Genomic DNA, 16,993 nt, shown 5'->3' with positions numbered 1-16,993 from the left:
GGATCACGATCTATCGCCGTTGAGCGCTTCTCAATGGGCCGCGTGGAAGAAGCCGTCCACGCTCACATGCTCCATGACTCGACTCGCCACGTGGTAGCGGCCGTTGGGGACCTCGGGGCACCTGGCGACGTGGACCGCGAGCGGGCCCGCGAACTCGTAGCCCTTGCGTTCCGCGTGGCGGGCCAGGGCCTCGGTGAGGGCCTGGCACACATGGGTGCTGTGGCTTGCCAGGCGGTCGTGGATGTCGTCGACGAGTTCCACGTCGTAGGCGTTGGGGACCATGACACGGCCCTCCCGGCACACCACGGTGTTGTCGTCGCACTCGCGTCGCAGGGCGTCGACGACCTCGACCGGGTCCTTGTCGCGGACCCGGGCCCACAGGGCGTCGAATCGGTTCTCCAGGGTTTCTTCCAGCGCACTCAGCGCGCCCATACGGTGTCACCTGCCGGAACGTCGTCGGGTCGGTCGGGGCAGAGGGGGGCCGGCTACTGCTCGTCGAAGTCGTCGGGCCGTACCTCGGCCTCCTCCAGGGCCTCGCGGAGCGTGCGGCCGGTGGCGCCCGGCGGCCGGGACCGGGGATCGTCCTGGTGCTCCAGGATCTCGTCCGTGGTCTTCGTCTTCGGCCGGTTCTCCTCGGGGACGGTCATGACGGTGGCTCCTCTCGGGATGATCTGTGGCGGCGGGTTCCCGCCCGGCGTCCGGGTATCCCCGCGCCGGGCACCTCATGTGCTGTCCGAGGAAGCCCTGGTCACCTCGGTGCGTGAGCTATGTTGAACGTTCGTGGGAGACGAAGGAGGCACACCGGTGCCATCGCCGCAGCAGGCACGCGCCCAGGCATCCGCGATCACCTCGGGGAAGGCCGCACCCGAAGCGGAGGTCTCCCCGTCCTCCCAGTTGCGCACGCTCTTCGACCGCCCCCGGCTGTCCCCGGGCCAGCGGCGCATCGCCCAGTATCTGATCGAGCACATCACCGAGGCGGCGTTCCTGTCGATCACGGATCTGGCCGACCGGGTCGGCGTGAGCCAGCCCTCGGTGACGCGGTTCGCCTCGGCGGTCGGCTTCAGCGGGTATCCGGCGCTGCGGGAGAAGCTCCAGTCGATCGCGCTCGGCACCCTCGCGGGCGGCCCGGCCGAGGAGATCCGGGGCAACGAACTGCAGGCGGCGGTCGACGCCGAAATAGAGAACCTGGAGAACCTGCGGCGGGACCTCGCCGATCCGAACCTGGTGATCGACATCGGCCGCAAGCTGTCGTCGTCGACCCCGCTGACGGTCCTCGGCCTGCGCATCTCCGTCTCGCTCGCCGAGTACTTCGCCTACGCCGCCCGGCGGATCCACCCGGACGTCAGGCTCGTGACCCGGGGCGGCAGTGTCGCCTACGACGCGCTGCTGCAGTCGCGTGAGGCGGGCGGCACCTGGGTGCTGGCGTTCTCCATGCCCCGGCACGCGCAGGAGACCCTGACGGCCGTGCGGGTGGCACGGGGCGCCGGGCTCAAGGTCGCCCTGATCACCGACCTGGCGCTCGGGCCGCTCGCGGACGAGGCCGACGTCGCCTTCGCCACCGGCACCGGATCACGTCTGGTCTTCGACTCCTACGCGGCCCCGGGCGTCATGTGCTCGGCGCTGCTGCAGGCCATGACGGACGCGGACCCGGAGCGGACGCAGGCCCGGCTGGAGGAGTACGAACAGGTCGCCGACCAGCACCATTTCTTCCTCCGGGACTGAGGAACGGCCGGCCGCGACCGCCCCCGGACCAGGCACTGGACCAGACAAAGGGATCATCCACAACAAAGCGCGCATGAATGTTTTCATGCTCCTTGCAAACCGGATGGCATATATAAATACTGCTCACGGATCGCGACCCGGCCCTTCCGGATCCGGTCCGCACCCGAGGAGGCCGAGGCCTACCCACTCCGGCGTCCCGGGTGTCCGTGGCGGCCCTGGCCATCCCCTAGGCCGGGGCCGCCCCGACCCGTCGTCCACCCTCACGACGCCGCACACCCGGAAGCGATGATCATGCCCCTGACGACCACGCGCATCAGCCCGGACTGGCCCTGCCAGGTCAAGACCCCCGGGAGCTACGACTGGGAGCGCTCGGCGGCCAAGTGGCTGCGCGAGCTGGTGCCCACGCGCTACGCCGGCTACCCCGTGTTCATCCGCCACCCCGTCCTCCTCGCCCGGCACGCCCAGATCCAGGTCCAGCAGGAGATCCGGGTGGCCCGCACCGCCCTGCAGACCGCCCGCGCCGACCTGCCGGGTCTCGGCCTGCACGAGGGCGTCATCGAGCACACGATCAAGCTGTACGCGGCCGAGGTCATGCAGTTGCAGCACATCGCGCGCAGCGTCCGGGCGGTCACCCGGGCGCTGGTGGAGGCCAACCGCCAGCCGTGATCCCGGGCCCCGGGGCATGACCCGAGCCGTGCGTGGCACACGTGAGGGAATGAGCACCACCGAAGCCCGGCGCGCGGAGCCGGTGACCACGGTCCTGACCTGGCAGGTGCGCCCCGGCCATGAGCAGGAGTTCGAGGAGTGGACGCGTGGCATCTCCCGCTGCGCCAGGCAGTTCCCGGGCAACGAGGGCGTCTCCTGGCTGACGCCGGAGGACGGCCACCGCTTCCACGCGGTGCTGCGCTGGTCCGACCAGCACCGGCTCGCCGCCTGGCTGGAGTCCGAGGAGCGGGCGCACTGGCACCGGAAGATCGAGGACATCGCCACGGAGGTCAGCAGCGAGCGCCAGTCGACCACCGGGATGGAGACATGGTTCAGCCTGCCGGGCACCACCGTGCAGGCCCCGCCCCGGTGGAAGATGGTCCTCACGACGTTCCTCGGCGCCTATCCGTTCACGCTGCTCATCCAGTGGCTGGTGACGCCGCAGACCACCGGCTGGCCGCTGCCGCTGCGGGCCGCCGTGTTCCCCCTGGTGCTGCTGCCGGTGCTGACCTATCTGGTGATGCCGCGGCTCAGCCGGCTGCTGCGGCTGTGGCTGTATCCGCGCGACGGCCACTGACCAGCGCGGGGAGCCGGACCTGACGGGCGGGAGGCGGCGGATCCGCGGGCGTTCCGTGCGCACAAGTGAGTCTTCGAACGAGCCCGGGTGTGCCATGCTCAAGGCGTGACGAGCGAGCCTGTGACGCCGGCGCAGCCCGGTGTCGCACCGGACCTGGTCGAACTGACCAAGATCGTCGCCCGGCAGCGCGCCGAGCTGGACCGGCTGCGCGACCAGGCGGCGATGTCCGCTGTCGTGGAGCGGGCCACGGGCGCGGAGATGGCGCTGACCGGCTGTTCCGCGGACGCCGCCGGCGAACAGCTGCTCCAGCGGGCCAAGGCGGCACGTCACACCCTGCTGGAGGAGTGCTGGATCACGCTCGGGAGCCTGGCGCCGGCCGCGCCCGCCCCGGGCGCGGCCACCGCTCCCGTCGGCACCGGCACCCCAGGTCCCGGGGCCGCACCCCTGGCGGAGACGGCCACGCCGGACGACGTCGCAGCCGCCCTGGCCCGGATCGGCCAGGCCCTCGTTCGGGTGACGACACCGCACGACCTCGCACGGTGTCTGCTGGAGCATCTCGCGCCGGACATGGCGGCGGACGCGATCATGCTCTACGCCCGCAGGCCCGACGGCGGCCTCGAACTGATCGGACACGCCGGCATCGAGGACCAGCTGGCCGCCCAGTGGAGCCAGGTGCCGCCGCTGAGCGGGATCGCGGCGCTGGACGCGCTGCGGGCGGGCGAGCCGCGCTGGCTGGAGGACTTCGCCTCGGACGCCCGGCGGTACCTGCTGATCGGGGAGCCTCCCGAGCGGTGGCGGTCCCGTGCCTGGCTGCCGGTGTTCACGGCCGGCTCGGCCGAGGTCTGTCTCGGCGTGCTGCGCGGCCGAGCCGGGTCGTTCACGCCCCGCGACCGCGCTCATCTGCGGGGCGTCACCGGACTGTGCGCCGGGCGGCTGCGTGCCTTCGACGCACCGCCGGAGCGGACCGCCGACGCCGCCACGGACGCGGTGCAGGAACTGTTCGACGCGTTGCCGCTCGCGGCGATGCTGCTCACCCCGCTGAGCGCCGCGTCGGGTGAGACTGAGGACTTCCGGGTGGAGGCGGCGACCGCTCAGGCGGGCGACCTGCTGGGCCGTCCCGGCGACGAGCTGGCCGGGCGGCGGCTGCTGGAGTTCCGGCCCGCCCTGGCGGGCGAACCGCTGTGGTGGGGCTGCGTGCACACGCTGACCACCGGGGAGCCCTACGAGAGCGAGCCGTTCGCGCACGAGGAGGTCCTGGCGGGCATCGCCGCGCTCTCCACCTACACGGCGCGGGTGGCGCTGCTGGGCGACGCGCTGGTCGTCAGCTGGGTTCGGCACGGCTCCTCCGACCGGCAGGAACAGCGGCTGGCGGATCTCCAGCGGCTGGGCAACCTCGGCTGGGCCAACTGGAACCTGGCCACGCTGGAGGCCTCCTGGTCGTCCCAGGTGTTCGCCATCTTCGGCCGGGACCCCGCGGAGGGCCCGGTGGGTCTCGCCGGTCTTCCGGAGCTCGCGCTGCCCGAGGACGCGCCCGCGCTGACCCGTGCCGTGCGGGCCCTCGTCCAGGACGGGCGGGCGTTCGACCTGCCGTTCCGCATCAGGACGTCCGGCGTCATCCGGCATCTGCGCCTGGTGGCCGAGACCGTGGCCGACATGCACGGCACGCCCGTCGAAGTGCACGGTGTCGTGCAGGACTTGACCGCCCGGCGGCGGGCGGAGCTGGCCCTGGTCGAGAGCGAGCAGGCGATCCTCACGCAGAACGACGTGCTGCGGACCGAGCGGACTCTGGCGTCCCGGCTTCAGCACGCGTTGCTGCCGATGGCCAACCGGCCGGTGCAACTGGCGGGACTGCGCGTCGAGGTCGCCTATCTGCCCGCCCAGTCGGGTGTGCACGTCGGCGGCGACTGGTTCAGCGCCGTGGAGCTGCCCGACGACGGCGCGCTGCTGGTCGTCGGCGATGTCGCCGGGCACGGCGTCGGTGCCGTCGCCACGATGGCGCAGCTCCGCTTCACCGCGAAGGGCATGGTCATCACCGGCTCGTCGCTGACCGGCGCGCTCGCCCGGCTGAACACGCTGCTGCTGCACTCCCGCGACTCCCATGCGACGGCCACGATGGTGCTGGCCCGCTACCACCCCCGGCAGCGGCGCCTGGTCTGGGCCCAGGCCGGGCATCCCCCGCCCCTGCTGCTGCGGGACGGCGAGGCGCGGTATCTGCGCCGGCCCCGCGGCATGCTGCTCGGGGCGTCCGCCACGCCGGTCTACGAAGAGGCGGAGTGCCGCCTCGAACCGGGCGACCGGCTCATCCTCTTCACCGACGGTCTGGTCGAGCACCCCCCGGAGAGCATCGACCGGGGGCTGGAGCGGCTCGCCGAGGCGGTGGCGGCTCCGCACACCGACGGTCCCGGGTCGCTCGGGCCGTTGCTCGCGCGGATGCTGCCGGACGAGCGGCGGGACGATGTGTGCGTCGTGGACGTCCGGGTTCCGAGGGTGCGGGAGCGGTAGGGCGTGTGGCGGCCCGGCTCAGTCACCGCGGTGTCGCCAGTACCACCACAGGCCGACGAGCAGGGCCAGCAGGAACAGGGTGGGCAGTACCAGGCCCGGTATGCGGGAGCCGTTCATGGGCGTGGCCTTCGGTTCGCGGCGGACGAGGCGCCTGTACTCGTCGCCCCGGGCCAGGGTGCGGCCCGCCGGCCCCGCCGTCCCGTTCCTTTTCCCAGCTGTTGCCCGGTGTTCGATATGAGGGGCGCCGGATCAGTCGACCGGGTGACCGGGCGCGATGGTGTGGGCGTCGGACAGGCGCAGCAGGGGCCCGTCGTACGTCTCCCGTCCGCCCTGTTCGACCGGGTCGAGAACGAAGCCGATGTGGTCTCCGCCGCCGACCCGCGTCACGATCCGGCCGACGAACCAGGCCGGCACGTCCTCCAGTACGACCGCCCCACCGTAGCCCTCCCGCAACGGCAGCCCCTCGAACTTGTCCGTCCGGTCGCCGGTCCGCCCGCCGAACAGCTCGGCGAGGGCCCGCTGTTCACGGTCGAGCAGATGCACGGCCAGCACGTCGGCGTTCCGGGCCACCCGGAAGGTGTGGTTGAGCTCGGACAGCCACACCACGAACCGCACGGGCCGGATCGAGCACTGCGAGGCGAACCCGACCAGACAGCCCGCCCGTTCACCTCCCGCCACGGCCGTGACCACGCACATGTCGGGATCCAGCCGCCCGACGAACGCGTCCATGCCCACACCACTCACTCCTCCACCACGCCGACCGACGCCCCTCGGCATCACCTCACCATGCCGGGGGTGGGGGTGCCATCCCGCGACACGGTGCCGCCGCGAGGGCCGATGCCACCTGCCGGCCGACTCGGCCGCACGAGCAACGCCCTCCGGACCCGATGACGCCGCGAGGCCGGCGCACTGCCGACTGTTGGGTAGCCGGGCGATGCTGCCGACCGGGTGGGCAGGTGCCGCCCGGTGAGCCACGGTGCGGATGACGACGCGGAAGACGCCAGCCGGCGAGCGGACCCACGCCGACGGACCATCTCACAGGCAGCGCCCCCGGCCACACGAGCAACCGATGACAGGGCCGCCCGGGGACGACGCCACTGAGCAGCTGGCGCCATCCGACGAGCGGTGCGACCGACCCGCAGTGCCGGGCTGCGCTCCGACGGGTCGCCAGACCACCAGGCCGAGGCGAGCGGCCGACCGGCCACCCGCCCCCAGTTCCGTCCAGGACGCGGCCCAACCGCCGGGCGATGCCACGCGGTGGGCGGCCGGGGCAACCGGCGTGGCATCCGGGCTGCCCGCCGCCCCGCCCGGCGATGCCCGTCAGCTCGTGTTCGGAGGTGTGCGGGATTCCAGGGCCGTGCGGGTGTCGTTGCCGTAGACGCCTGTTTCGTCGCCGCGGATGCCGTACCAGAGTTGGAAGCGGGCGACGGCCGCGGTCAGGGTGGGGTCGTAGCTGCCGCTGGTGGAGCCGTCGCGGTAGACGTCCGGGATGCGCAGGAGGCGTTCCTGGAGTTCGGTCACCTCGGGGCCGCTGGCTCCCTCGCGGAGAGTGCCGGGGCCGTCGGGGTCGGCCGGAGCCGCGGCGGGTGGGGTGGGTGTGGGCGTGGGGGTGGGGGTGGGGGCGGACGCGGTCGGGCGGGGCGCGGGGGCCGCACTGTCCTCGGTCTTCTCGCCGCCGCGGAGCAGAAGCGCACCGCCGAAACCGATCACGGCCGCCGCGACGACCGCCACCGCGACGGCGGCGCGGCGCAGTCCGGATCCGGCGCGTACGGCAGGGCGGTCACCGCGGGCGCGAGGGACCGGCGGGATTTCCTGCGTCAGGGCCTCGGAGCCTGGCGGCGGCCCCGGCAGAGCGACGGATTCGTAGCCGCCGGAATCAGGGCCCCCGGATGCGGAGGATTCGGCGGCGGTCTGTTCTCGGTACTCCCGCATCAGTTCCGCCAGCGCGTCGGTGCGCCGGGGCCGCAGGACGCGGATGGGTTCGAGGGCCGGGCCGTCGTGCGGCTGCCGGGGCTCGGACGGTGTCGACACGTTGCACTCCTTCCGTCCGGGCTCGCACGCGCCCGTCTTCGAGGACCGTTCCGCCGCTAGATACGCGGCTGCCGCGCCAGGAGTTCAGAGAGCACTCAGTTCCTCCCCGCGACTGCACTGAGTGCCATGCGCGGCCTTTCGGGTGCTACGTTCCAGCCCATGAGCTCCGAGAAAGCCGACCTCGGGAACGGAAAGCCGCCCATGCGGGACGCCCTGGTGGCGGCGGCCTTCCAACTGTTCCTCGAGCGGGGTTACGAGCAGACCACCGTCGACGACATCGTGGCGCTCGCCGGCGTCGGACGGCGCTCGTTCTTCCGCTACTTCCCTTCCAAGGAGGACGTGGTCTTCCCGGACCACGAGCGATGCCTGGCCGACATGACGGCCTTCCTGGCGGAGAGCTCCGACGACGAGGAGCCCGTGCGACGGGTCTGCGACGCGGCCCGGCTCGTGCTGCGGATGTACGCCGAGAACCCGACGTTCTCCGTGCAGCGCTACCGCCTGACCAAGCAGGTCCCCGGGCTGCGCGCCTACGAACTGTCGGTGGTGTGGCGCTACGAGCGTGCCCTCGCCGAGTATCTGCGCCGCCGTTTCGCGGCCCGCCGGGACGGGACCCTGCAGGCCGACGTCATCGCCGCGGCGGTGGTCGCGGCGCACAACAACGCCCTGCGCTCCTGGCTGCGTTCGGACGGACAGGACGAGGCGAGCGCCACGGTGGACCACGCGCTGGCGTACGTGCAGTCGGCGTTCGGCGGCACGCCGGCGCCCGTGGCGGAACCGCAGCCGGAGGACGTGGTGGTGGTCGTCTCGCGGCGCGGAGCGCCTCTGTGGCGGGTGGTGCAGGAGATCGAGTCGACGCTGGGGCGGCCCGAAGGTCTGCACATTTGAGGGTACGGAGTGCCTTTACGAGTGGCACTGAGTGCCATACTCTGTGCTGCGTGCACGGTGGCACGGCGAACCGGGCACGCCTGTGCGCGGGTGACCGCGCACCCGGGATTCCGCCCGAGTGCAGGGAGTTGACCAGCGTGTACCACCACTCAGGAAGCGTGACTCAGCAGACAGCCGGCTCCACGGGCCTCCTCGACCCGAGGGGCCAGGACACGGACGCCATCCTCTTCCAGCGCTGCACCTGGTGCGGCACCGCCATGTTCCACCGCCTGCTGTGTCCGGTCTGCCGGGGCAGCGACCTGCGGACGGAACGCAGCGAGGGCGCGGGCACGGTGCGCCACTCCACGGTGGTGCACCGCAACACGCCCGCGGCGCGCAATGTGTCCATGATCGAGATGGCCGAGGGGTTCGTCGTGCGCGGCCGGGTGATGGGCCCGCCGATCGGCATCCACAGCGGGGACCGGGTGCGGCTGTCCACCGCAAAGGACCCGGTGCGGGGCGAGCCGGTCTTCCAGCTGCTGGACGAGCCGTACCGGGCCTGGAGCTGACCGTTCGCCGGCCGGCGGTCCTGACGGCACCTCAGTCCTCGACGAGGGCGTCCCTCCGGCCCGCGAACAGTTCGCCGGTGCGCACCGGCCGTCCCGTCTCGAAGCTCCGGTTGGCCGCCAGACCGACCGCCAGCGCCAGCGCTCCGTCGCGTTCGGTGGCCGTCGGATGGTCCGCCACCGCGGTGTCGGCCGGGCGGGTGGGGTCGGCGGGACCGAACAGCGCGTCGAGCATGCGCGGATCGCCGCCGCCGTGGGCCTCGTGGGCGACCGCGAGCGGCACGTCCACCGGGGGCTGCCACAGCGGGCGCAGCGTGAGGCGGGCACCGCCCGCGTGCTCGGCCGCCGTGTCCCCGTGCAGGGCGCCCGCGGTCGACGTGACCCGGGTGAGGGCCGGCTGCCAGCGGCTCTCCTCGACCTCCAGTTCCAGCCGGCCCGCGCTGCCGTTGAACATCACCCGGTAGCCCTCCCACGGGGAGTAGGCGGTCAGGTGGTACGTCATCGTCGCGCCGCGCGAGTAGCGCACGAGGACGGACATGTCGTCCTCGATGCTGATCGGCCCGTCGAAGACGTTCCGGTCGCGCAGGTATCCGTCGTCCCGCTCGGCGTCCAGGTAGAGGGCGCGCAGGGTGCCGTTGGCGGCGAGGTCCAGGGCGAAAGGGTCGTCGGCGGCCCGGTCGGCGCCGTGGGCCCGGTCGTACTCCCGGCGCAGCCCGTGCCGCTCCCCCGCCGTACGGCCGTAGAAGCCGAGCCGCCCGTACCCGAAGGCCTCCCGGGGCTCGTCGGCGAGCCACCAGTTCACCAGGTCGAAGTGGTGCGAGGACTTGTGCACCATCAGGCCCCCGCTGTTGTGTTTCTCGCGGTGCCAGCGGCGGAAGTAGTCGGCGCCGTGCCGTACGTCGAGCAGCCACTCGAAGTGGACCGAGAGCACCTCGCCGATCGCGCCCTCGGCGAGCAGGGCGCGGACCTTCTCGTGCACCGGGTTGAAGCGGTAGTTGAAGGCGACGGTCAGGGAGTTGCCGGTCTCGCGGACGGTGTCGAGGATGCGGGCGCAGCGCTCGGCGTCGACGGTCATCGGCTTCTCGGTGACGACCCGGCAGCCCGCCTTCAGGGCCGGGACGATGTAGCGGTCGTGTTCGGCGTCGACGGTGGTGACGACAACCTCGTCGATGTCCTCCTCGGCGAGCAGGGCGGTGAAGCGGTCGGGCTCCCAGGGGGTCGCGGCGGGGGCGCCGGCCTCGGTCAGCAGGCGGTTGTGGAAGGCCATCCGGGTGGGGCTGAGGTCGCAGAGAGCGGCCACGAGGTGGCCGGGGCGTTCGGCGAGGCCCCGGGTGAACAACTGGGCCCGGTGGCCGGTGCCGACGACGGCTGCGCGCAGGACGGGAGTTCGGCTCATGACAGGTGGCCTTTCCCGGGGACGGGCGGTCCACTCCCTCTGCGTCGAAAGCGCTTGCTGAGGCTCTGGTCAGCGAGTGAGGGTCACGCGGATGCCCACGGTTCCGTCCAGGCCCCGGCGCAGCCGGCTGCCGAGCAGGGTGAGCCGGCCCGTGAGGCCGTACTTGCGGGCGATCAGCTGCCGGTAGCGGGCGGTGGTGGCGGCGTCGCAGATCTCCGCCCTCGCGGGCAGCTGCTCACCCGTGGGGTTGCCGCGCAGGTCGCAGGGGCCGGCCAGGACGTCGGCGCGGTTGCGGATCCGCTTCACCTTCCAGGAGTCGGCGGGCGTCCAGGCGCCGAGCGCATCCCCGTCGCGTACCACCCAGACGGGGGTGGCGACCGGCGTACCGTTCCTGCGGTAGCTGGTGATCAGCAGGTACTTGCCCGCGCCCAGTTCGTCCAGCGCACTGTCGTCCATGGCGGGCAGTGTACGAGCGTGACCTGCGCGGCGCGCCCCGGGGCTCCAGGGGTCCGGTCAGCGCAGCGCGGCGGTCATTCTCCGTACCGCCTCCGTGATCACTTCGGGCGAGGCCGCCAGGTTGAGGCGGACGTGCCCGGCGCCGCCGGTGCCGAAGGGGAGGCCGGAGTTGAGGGCCACGCGGCCGCGGTGCAGGAAGACGTCCGCCGGGTCGTCGCCGAGGCCGAGCGCGCGGCAGTCGAGCCAGGCGAGGTAGGTGGCGTCGCCCGGGCGGTAGCGGATCGGGGGCAGATGCTCGGCCAGCAGGTCCGCGAGCAGCCGCCGGTTGCTGTCGAGGCCGGTCAGCAGGGCGTCCAGCCAGGCGACGCCGTCGCGCAGGGCGGCGGTGTGGGCGATGATGCCGACATGGCTCGGGCCGTGCCCGACCTCCTCGGGCATCCGCGCCAGGTCGGCAACGGCCCCGGGCCCGGCGATCGCCAGGGCGGCCTTGAGCCCGGCGAGGTTCCAGGCCTTGGAGGACGACATCAGCGACAGGCCGCGCTCGGCGCCCGGCACGCTCAGGTACGGCACGAAGTCCGTGCCGCCGACGACGAGCGGCGCGTGGATCTCGTCGGCGACGACCCGTACGCCATGGCGCTCGGCGAGCGCGGCGACGGCGGACAGTTCCTCCGCCGTGTGGACGACACCGGTCGGGTTGTGGGGGCTGCACAGCAGGTAGGCGGCCCGGCTCCCGGACGCGACGGCCTGCCGGAAGGACTCCTCCAGGACAACGGGGTCGATACGCCCGTCGGGCCCGAGCGGGGCCTCCACCACGCGCCGGTCCATGTGCGCGATGAACTGGTAGAACGGCGGGTACACCGGCGGGTTCACGACCACCGCGCCCCCGTTCCCGGTGACCAGTTTCAGCATCTCGACGACGCCCAGCATGACGTCCGGCACGATCGCGGTGCGCTCCACGGCGAGCCCGTCCCAGTTCCACCGCTTCTCGGCGAAGGCGGCCAGCGCCTCGGCGTAGGCGGTGCCGGCGGGGTAGCCGGTGTCCCCCAGGTCGAGGGCGTCGGTGACGGCCCGCACGACGGGCTCGGCGAGCGGCACGTCCATCTCGGCCACCCACAGGGGCAGCACGTCCTCGGGGTAGGTACGCCACTTCATGCTCGTGCGGCGGCGGAGGCGGTCGAGAGTGAGGGCTCGCAGAGGATTCGGTTCACCGGACGTCTCGTGCGGGATCCTGGTCATGGGCACACGATAGGGGGCTGTGCGGTGAGCGGGAATCTTGCGGACGGGGTGCGGGGAGGGCCGGCGGGCCGGTTCCTGGAGATCGCCTGCGACGAGTCGGGGTCGGACGGCGAGAACCTCACCGGCGGGAACACGGACGTGTTCGCGCACGCCAGTGTCTCGCTGTCGGTGGCGGCGGCCGCGGCGGCCGTACGGGAGATCCGGGACCGGATCCGTTCGCCCGCGGAGGAGTACAAGGCGAACCACCTGTTGCGGGAGAAGCACCGCGCGGTGCTGGAGTGGCTGCTGGTGCCGGAGGGGCCGATGCACGGGCAGGCCCGGGTGCATCTGATGGAGAAGACGTTCTTCGTGGTGGACCGGGCGGTCTGCCTGCTGCTGGGCGACCCGGCCGCGGCCGTCGTCCTGTTCCGCGAGGGACGCAGGACCTTCGGGGAAGAGGGCTGGCGTGCGTTCCTGGAGGCGGCCAACCAGTTGCTGCGGGTCCGCAACAACGGAGAACCGGGCGCCCCTGTCGAAGGGTTCTACGACACGGTCGACGCCCTGCGCCAGGCGCGTCCGCGAACCGACGCGGGGCGGATCCTGGCCCGGCTCGGGTCGACCCGGGCCCGCGCGGTGTCCTATCGGGCGGACTTCCTGGACGGACCGCCCCTGATTCCGGTGCTCAACCCGCTGCTCCCGGCGATCGTGCGGACGGCCGCGCTGTGGAGCGGCGGCGGGCGGGAGGTGCGTCTGGTGCACGACCGGCAGAACATGCTGACGCCCGACCGCATCGCGTGGATCGAGGAGGCGGCCCGGCGGGCGGGGGTCGGCCTGGCCGGGCTGCGGCTCGTCGTCGCGCGCGAGGACGCGCGGGTGCAGGTGGCGGACTTCCTGGCCGGGATCGCCCGCAAGATCGCCTCCGACGAGCTGAACGGACGCGGGGACCCCGCGCTCACCGCCCTGCTGCGGCCCTACGTCGATCCGGCCTCGGTGTGGGGAGACACCCGCAGCCTCGCCCTGCTCGCCGCCCCGGCCGCTCCGGTCTCCGGCCCGGCGGTGAAGAGATCACGCGCGCACTGAACACGGCACGGCTCCGCTCCGTATGAAGAACAGGGCGCTCAACTCCAGGAGGGCCCCGCGGTGTTCGCACCGCGATGTTCGGGTTCGGGAGCCATGCATGAGGCACGCACGACGACGGGTCGTCCGGCGAGTGACACAGCTGGCGGCCGTCGGCGGACTCCTCCTCGGAGGAACGATGGTCACCAGCGCTGTGGCGAGCGAGCCCCCCGACGCGTCCGTCGGCGTCCCCTACTCGGCGAAGCCCGGGACGGGCATGGGCACCGACCTGGTGTCCCGGCTCGGGACCTCGCGCACGGCGGGCAGTTGGGTCGACTCGTCCGGGCGGCCGGTCGTCGCCGTCACCGACGAGAAGGCGGCCGCCGAGGTCGAGCGCGCCGGTGCGCGGGCGAAGATGGTGGACCACAGCATGAGCGCCCTCAAGTCCGCCACGTCGACGCTGCGTTCGGCGCCGCGGGTGTCGGGGACCTCGTGGTCCCTGGACTACCAGAACAACCAGGTGGTGGTACGCGGCGACAGAACGGTCTCCTCCGCCGACTGGTCCCGGCTGACCGAGGTCGCGGAGAGCATCGGCGGCTTCGTGCGCATGGAGCGCACCGAGGGCACGTTCACGACGCGGATCAACGGCGCGGAGCCGATCCTGTCGACCGCCGGGCGCTGTTCGGCGGGCTTCAACGTGACCGACGGGACGACCGACTACATCCTCACCGCGGGACACTGCGGACCCGACGGTTCCGTCTGGTTCTCCGACGACCGGGGGCGCGATCAGGTCGGCACCTCGCTGAAGGGGAGCTTTCCCGGCGACGACTACTCCCTGGTGAAGTACGACAGCGGCAAGGCCGGCAAGGGCGCGGAGGTCGTGGCGGTCGGCGAGGACGAGGGCGTGCGGATCACGGGTGTGGCCGATGCCGAGGTCGGGGAGAAGATCTTCCGCAGCGGCAGCACCAGCGGTCTGCGCGAGGGCGAGGTGACCGCGCTGAACGCGACGGTCAACTACCCCGAGGGCACGGTCACCGGGCTGATCGAGACGAATGTGTGCGCCGAACCGGGCGACAGCGGTGGCCCGATGTTCGCCGACGGCATCGCGCTCGGCGTGACCTCGGGCGGCAGCGGGGACTGCGCGGCGGGCGGTACGACGTTCTTCCAGCCGGTGACCAAGGCGCTGACCGAGCTGGGAGTCAAGCTGATCGTGGCCAAGCAGGCCGGGGGCACCGCACCGGCGCCGTCGGCCTCGGGTGCCGCTTCGCCCGGCTCGTCGGCGCCGGTGACGGGCGAGGACGTGTCGAGCCTGCTGACCCGGCTCACCGACCCGCGCAACGTCGGCCCCGGGCTGCTGGTCATCGCGGGCAGTCTCCTCGCTCTGGTGGCGACCCGCTGGATCCGCTCGGAGCAGGACCGCAAGGCGTACCGGCAGTACTACTCGGCCACTTGGGGATGAGGCCGGACCGTGGGAGCGGGCGTCGGCGGGTGCCTCCTTCAGCCGAGTGTGAGCAGCACGGTCGCGGCTCCCGCCCCCAGCAGGCCCGCCGCCTGACGGCGACTGATCCGCTCGTGCAGGAGCGCGAGACCGAGGACGACGGGCAGGGCCGGGTAGAGGGAGGCGAGGACGACGGCGACGGCCAGCAACTGCCGCTGGGCGGCGAGCAGATACAGCACGAGGCCGAGTGCCGCGCCGGCGCCGATGGCGAGGGCCTGGACGCGGCGGACCGGCGGCAGCCTCAGCCGGCGGGCGTGGCGAGCGGCGTCCGGCAGCAGGACGAGGACGGCGGCGACACGGCCCGCGGCGACGGGCCACAACCCGCTTCCCGGACCGGCCTGGCCGAGGGCGAGGTACTGTACGGCCACGCCCGCGCTGGCGAGCAGTCCGTCCGCCGTTCCCTTCCCCGCACCGGCCCTGCCCCCGGACACGAACACAGCGAGGGCACCGTCACGGCGATGCCGATCCAGGCCAGGGTGCCCGGACGGTCGCCGAGGACGAGCACCCCGCACAGCACCGACAGTGCGACGCCGGTGACGGCGCTCACGGGCACCACGACCGTCATCGCACCGCGGCTCAGCCCACGGTTGAGGAACCGCATGGCGAAGCCGCTGCCGACGCCGGACAGCGCGCCCCACAGCAGGTCGGCCGTGTGGACGGCCTCGGCGGGCATGAGGAGCGCGGCGGCGCAGGCGAGCAACAGCCCGCCCAGCTGGCCGAAGAAGGTGACGGCGGCGTGGTGGATGTGCCGGGACAGCAGGCCGCCGGCGAAGTCGACGATGCCGTAGCAGACGGCCGAGGTAAGTGCGAGAAGGGCAACCATTGGATCAGGGGTGCCCCGGGACGAGGGTCCGATGCGTCAGCGGACCTGGCTGACGCTCAGGCCGCCGGCACGGACTGCGGAGCCGCGGCGGCCCACTCCAGGACGAGCCGCTGGTACTCCTCACGCTGCTCGACGCTCAGTGTCCCGCCCGACCGGCGCCACAGGGCCCGGATCTCCTCGTTGACCTCGTCAGCCGATCGCTCGGAAGAGGATTCAACAGTGGTGGACATGCTGTGAAGCATACGGCCCCGGACGTGAAGGCGATGTGAGTAATCACGAGCCAAAGGGGCATTCCGGACAGTGTTACTGATCACGTCCATCTCCCGGTAAACGTGAGGCTGTTCACGCTTCGGCTGATCCCAGGACCAGCACCTTGATAGCCAACACGGCCGCACCGCGCGCCCAGTCGTGAAAATCGGACACCTTGGTCTCGAGGTCGACGGGGGCGGCGAGGGGATGCCGGTTGTCGCGGATGGCCTCCTCGACCGTGTCGCCCGCCACATCCATCAGCCCGACCCCCTCCCCCGCCAGCAGGATCTTCTGCGGCATCACGAAGTTGGAGATCTGGGCGACGAGTGTGCCCAGCGCGCGTGCGGCCTCGCCGATGACCCGGGCGGGCATCGGCTCCCCGGCGGCGGCCAGCGCGAGGATCTCCTCGTAGGTCCGGTCGCGGCCGGTGGCGGCCTGGACCTGGTAGCGGATGTTGGGGATGGTCAGCAGCGAGACGGCGCTGCCGCGCCGGCCGTCCGGGGTGAGCGGGCCGCCCGGGTCCACGATCCAGTGCCGGCCGAAGCCGCGGTCCTCCTCGGCACAGGGCACCCGCTTGCCGCCCAGGACCAGCCCGTAGCCGATGCCGGCGCCGATGGTCAGGACGACGAAGCGGTCCAGGCCGCGCCCGGCGCCGAACCAGGTCTCGGCCTCGACCAGGGCGGCGACGTCGTTCTCGACGACCACGGGCAGCCCGGTGCGCTCCTCGACGAGTTCGGCGAGGGGGACGTCCCGCCACAGCAGGAAGGGGGACTCACCGACCACGGCACGATCCTGGACGAAACCGCCGACCCCGATGCCGATCCCGGCGAGCCGGGGGTGTTCCGCGGCCAGTTCGGCGGTCATCGCGCCGAGCATGTCGGCGACCTCGGCGGGGTCGTGGGTGGTGAGCGGACGGTCGTAGCGGGCGACGATGTGGCTGCGGAGCGTGGTGACGACGCAGTAGACCGTGTCTTCGGTGATCTTGAAGCCGAGGAAGGACCCGGAGTCGGCGACCACGTCCAGCGGCTGTGAGGGTCGGCCCTGGCGGGACTCCGCCGGCGCTCCCGCCTCGGCAGCCTCGATCAGCAGGTTCGACTCGATCAGCGGCTTGGTCAGCCGGGTGAGGCTGCCGGCCGACAGGCCCAGCCTCCGGGCGAGCTCGGTACGGGACAGCGGGCCGTGGACGAGCACTTCGATCGCCACGGAGCGCTCCCCCGCGCTCAGCGGCAGCCAGCCGGCGGTGCCTGCGGTCATGTACGTCCGACTCCCCTCGGCCTTTTTTTCGTACTGAAACCAACATGACCACTCTAAGGCGACGGTGGTTCATGGGAAA

The 16,993-nt window shown here is 72.5% G+C and carries 19 protein-coding genes; 8 read left to right on the top strand and 11 right to left on the bottom strand.

The window, feature by feature from the left end; genetic code table 11:
- Nucleotides 1-30: 30 nt before the first annotated feature.
- Both ACWIF2_RS30035 and ACWIF2_RS30030 read right to left on the bottom strand, forming a co-directional pair.
- Nucleotides 31-432: a DUF3662 domain-containing protein gene (locus tag ACWIF2_RS30035; protein WP_454363943.1), complete on the bottom strand. Its 402-nt coding sequence runs from the start codon at nucleotides 430-432 to the stop codon at nucleotides 31-33.
- A gap of 53 nt (nucleotides 433-485) precedes the next feature.
- Complete coding sequence (locus tag ACWIF2_RS30030; RefSeq protein WP_454363942.1) at nucleotides 486-647, bottom strand: hypothetical protein; 162 nt, start codon at nucleotides 645-647, stop codon at nucleotides 486-488.
- Between the two features lie 157 nt (nucleotides 648-804).
- On the opposite strand from ACWIF2_RS30030, the gene ACWIF2_RS30025 reads away from it, so the two are divergent.
- From ACWIF2_RS30025 to ACWIF2_RS30010, 4 genes are all read left to right on the top strand, one after another.
- On the top strand, nucleotides 805-1,722 hold the full coding sequence (locus ACWIF2_RS30025; protein WP_382484612.1) for a MurR/RpiR family transcriptional regulator: 918 nt from the start codon (nucleotides 805-807) through the stop codon (nucleotides 1,720-1,722).
- A 285-nt stretch (nucleotides 1,723-2,007) separates the two neighbouring features.
- Entirely contained in the window at nucleotides 2,008-2,388 is a 381-nt protein-coding gene (locus ACWIF2_RS30020; RefSeq protein ID WP_454363941.1) for a hypothetical protein, read from the top strand.
- A gap of 49 nt (nucleotides 2,389-2,437) precedes the next feature.
- On the top strand, nucleotides 2,438-3,004 hold the full coding sequence (locus tag ACWIF2_RS30015; RefSeq protein WP_454363940.1) for an antibiotic biosynthesis monooxygenase: 567 nt from the start codon (nucleotides 2,438-2,440) through the stop codon (nucleotides 3,002-3,004).
- A 105-nt stretch (nucleotides 3,005-3,109) separates the two neighbouring features.
- Nucleotides 3,110-5,506 carry a SpoIIE family protein phosphatase gene (locus ACWIF2_RS30010; RefSeq protein WP_454363939.1) on the top strand — a complete coding sequence of 799 codons (2,397 nt, stop codon included), beginning with the start codon at nucleotides 3,110-3,112 and terminating at the stop codon, nucleotides 5,504-5,506.
- 249 nt (nucleotides 5,507-5,755) lie between these two features.
- Here ACWIF2_RS30010 and ACWIF2_RS30005 read toward each other — a convergent pair whose 3' ends face one another.
- Entirely contained in the window at nucleotides 5,756-6,235 is a 480-nt protein-coding gene (locus ACWIF2_RS30005) for a flavin reductase family protein (protein WP_454363938.1), read from the bottom strand.
- A gap of 591 nt (nucleotides 6,236-6,826) precedes the next feature.
- Nucleotides 6,827-7,537, bottom strand: coding sequence for a peptidoglycan-binding domain-containing protein (locus tag ACWIF2_RS30000; protein ID WP_454363937.1), 711 nt, complete (start codon nucleotides 7,535-7,537; stop codon nucleotides 6,827-6,829).
- A gap of 201 nt (nucleotides 7,538-7,738) precedes the next feature.
- Here ACWIF2_RS30000 and ACWIF2_RS29995 point away from each other — a divergent pair, with 201 nt between their 5' ends.
- Both ACWIF2_RS29995 and ACWIF2_RS29990 read left to right on the top strand, forming a co-directional pair.
- The gene (locus ACWIF2_RS29995; RefSeq protein ID WP_454363945.1) at nucleotides 7,739-8,422 is read left to right on the top strand and encodes a TetR family transcriptional regulator; all 684 of its coding nucleotides are present in this window, start codon (nucleotides 7,739-7,741) and stop codon (nucleotides 8,420-8,422) included.
- Between the two features lie 137 nt (nucleotides 8,423-8,559).
- Nucleotides 8,560-8,970, top strand: coding sequence for a Zn-ribbon domain-containing OB-fold protein (locus tag ACWIF2_RS29990; protein WP_454363936.1), 411 nt, complete (start codon nucleotides 8,560-8,562; stop codon nucleotides 8,968-8,970).
- A gap of 31 nt (nucleotides 8,971-9,001) precedes the next feature.
- On the opposite strand, the gene ACWIF2_RS29985 is transcribed toward ACWIF2_RS29990, so the two are convergent.
- From ACWIF2_RS29985 to ACWIF2_RS29975, 3 genes are all read right to left on the bottom strand, one after another.
- A complete protein-coding gene (locus ACWIF2_RS29985; protein ID WP_454363935.1) occupies nucleotides 9,002-10,363 on the bottom strand; it encodes a Gfo/Idh/MocA family protein in 1,362 nt (453 codons plus the stop codon).
- Between the two features lie 69 nt (nucleotides 10,364-10,432).
- The gene (locus ACWIF2_RS29980) at nucleotides 10,433-10,819 is read right to left on the bottom strand and encodes a PPOX class F420-dependent oxidoreductase (RefSeq protein ID WP_454363934.1); all 387 of its coding nucleotides are present in this window, start codon (nucleotides 10,817-10,819) and stop codon (nucleotides 10,433-10,435) included.
- A 57-nt stretch (nucleotides 10,820-10,876) separates the two neighbouring features.
- Complete coding sequence (locus ACWIF2_RS29975; RefSeq protein WP_454363933.1) at nucleotides 10,877-12,055, bottom strand: MalY/PatB family protein; 1,179 nt, start codon at nucleotides 12,053-12,055, stop codon at nucleotides 10,877-10,879.
- A gap of 24 nt (nucleotides 12,056-12,079) precedes the next feature.
- On the opposite strand from ACWIF2_RS29975, the gene ACWIF2_RS29970 reads away from it, so the two are divergent.
- A complete protein-coding gene (locus ACWIF2_RS29970) occupies nucleotides 12,080-13,114 on the top strand; it encodes a hypothetical protein (protein WP_454363932.1) in 1,035 nt (344 codons plus the stop codon).
- A 97-nt stretch (nucleotides 13,115-13,211) separates the two neighbouring features.
- Nucleotides 13,212-14,549: a S1 family peptidase gene (locus tag ACWIF2_RS29965; protein ID WP_454363931.1), complete on the top strand. Its 1,338-nt coding sequence runs from the start codon at nucleotides 13,212-13,214 to the stop codon at nucleotides 14,547-14,549.
- Nucleotides 14,550-14,587: 38 nt separating this feature from the next.
- On the opposite strand, the gene ACWIF2_RS29960 is transcribed toward ACWIF2_RS29965, so the two are convergent.
- The 4 genes from ACWIF2_RS29960 to ACWIF2_RS29945 form a co-directional block, all read right to left on the bottom strand.
- On the bottom strand, nucleotides 14,588-14,908 hold the full coding sequence (locus tag ACWIF2_RS29960; RefSeq protein ID WP_454363930.1) for an EamA family transporter: 321 nt from the start codon (nucleotides 14,906-14,908) through the stop codon (nucleotides 14,588-14,590).
- On the bottom strand, nucleotides 14,830-15,411 hold the full coding sequence (locus ACWIF2_RS29955) for an EamA family transporter (protein ID WP_454363929.1): 582 nt from the start codon (nucleotides 15,409-15,411) through the stop codon (nucleotides 14,830-14,832). The genes ACWIF2_RS29960 and ACWIF2_RS29955 overlap by 79 nt, the downstream gene beginning before the upstream one ends.
- Before the next feature lie 56 nt (nucleotides 15,412-15,467).
- On the bottom strand, nucleotides 15,468-15,653 hold the full coding sequence (locus ACWIF2_RS29950; protein ID WP_382484642.1) for a hypothetical protein: 186 nt from the start codon (nucleotides 15,651-15,653) through the stop codon (nucleotides 15,468-15,470).
- Between the two features lie 100 nt (nucleotides 15,654-15,753).
- Entirely contained in the window at nucleotides 15,754-16,914 is a 1,161-nt protein-coding gene (locus ACWIF2_RS29945) for an ROK family protein (RefSeq protein ID WP_454363927.1), read from the bottom strand.
- Nucleotides 16,915-16,993 lie beyond the last annotated feature (79 nt).

The organism is Streptomyces sp. NPDC055506, from assembly GCF_053643595.1.
This window is presented reverse-complemented; position numbering and strand designations above follow the sequence as displayed.

Bases quoted from the DNA above. Each gene is read 5' to 3' on its own strand.
- ACWIF2_RS29965 (WP_454363931.1), top strand. From the start codon at position 13,212: ATGAGGCACGCACGACGACGGGTCGTCCGGCGAGTGACACAGCTGGCG.
- ACWIF2_RS29975 (WP_454363933.1), bottom strand. From the start codon at position 12,055: ATGACCAGGATCCCGCACGAGACGTCCGGTGAACCGAATCCTCTGCGA.
- ACWIF2_RS29945 (WP_454363927.1), bottom strand. From the start codon at position 16,914: ATGACCGCAGGCACCGCCGGCTGGCTGCCGCTGAGCGCGGGGGAGCGC.
- ACWIF2_RS29955 (WP_454363929.1), bottom strand. From the start codon at position 15,411: ATGGTTGCCCTTCTCGCACTTACCTCGGCCGTCTGCTACGGCATCGTC.
- ACWIF2_RS29950 (WP_382484642.1), bottom strand. From the start codon at position 15,653: ATGCTTCACAGCATGTCCACCACTGTTGAATCCTCTTCCGAGCGATCG.
- ACWIF2_RS29980 (WP_454363934.1), bottom strand. From the start codon at position 10,819: ATGGACGACAGTGCGCTGGACGAACTGGGCGCGGGCAAGTACCTGCTG.
- ACWIF2_RS30020 (WP_454363941.1), top strand. From the start codon at position 2,008: ATGATCATGCCCCTGACGACCACGCGCATCAGCCCGGACTGGCCCTGC.
- ACWIF2_RS30035 (WP_454363943.1), bottom strand. From the start codon at position 432: ATGGGCGCGCTGAGTGCGCTGGAAGAAACCCTGGAGAACCGATTCGAC.
- ACWIF2_RS29985 (WP_454363935.1), bottom strand. From the start codon at position 10,363: ATGAGCCGAACTCCCGTCCTGCGCGCAGCCGTCGTCGGCACCGGCCAC.
- ACWIF2_RS29995 (WP_454363945.1), top strand. From the start codon at position 7,739: ATGCGGGACGCCCTGGTGGCGGCGGCCTTCCAACTGTTCCTCGAGCGG.
- ACWIF2_RS30030 (WP_454363942.1), bottom strand. From the start codon at position 647: ATGACCGTCCCCGAGGAGAACCGGCCGAAGACGAAGACCACGGACGAG.
- ACWIF2_RS30005 (WP_454363938.1), bottom strand. From the start codon at position 6,235: ATGGACGCGTTCGTCGGGCGGCTGGATCCCGACATGTGCGTGGTCACG.
- ACWIF2_RS30015 (WP_454363940.1), top strand. From the start codon at position 2,438: ATGAGCACCACCGAAGCCCGGCGCGCGGAGCCGGTGACCACGGTCCTG.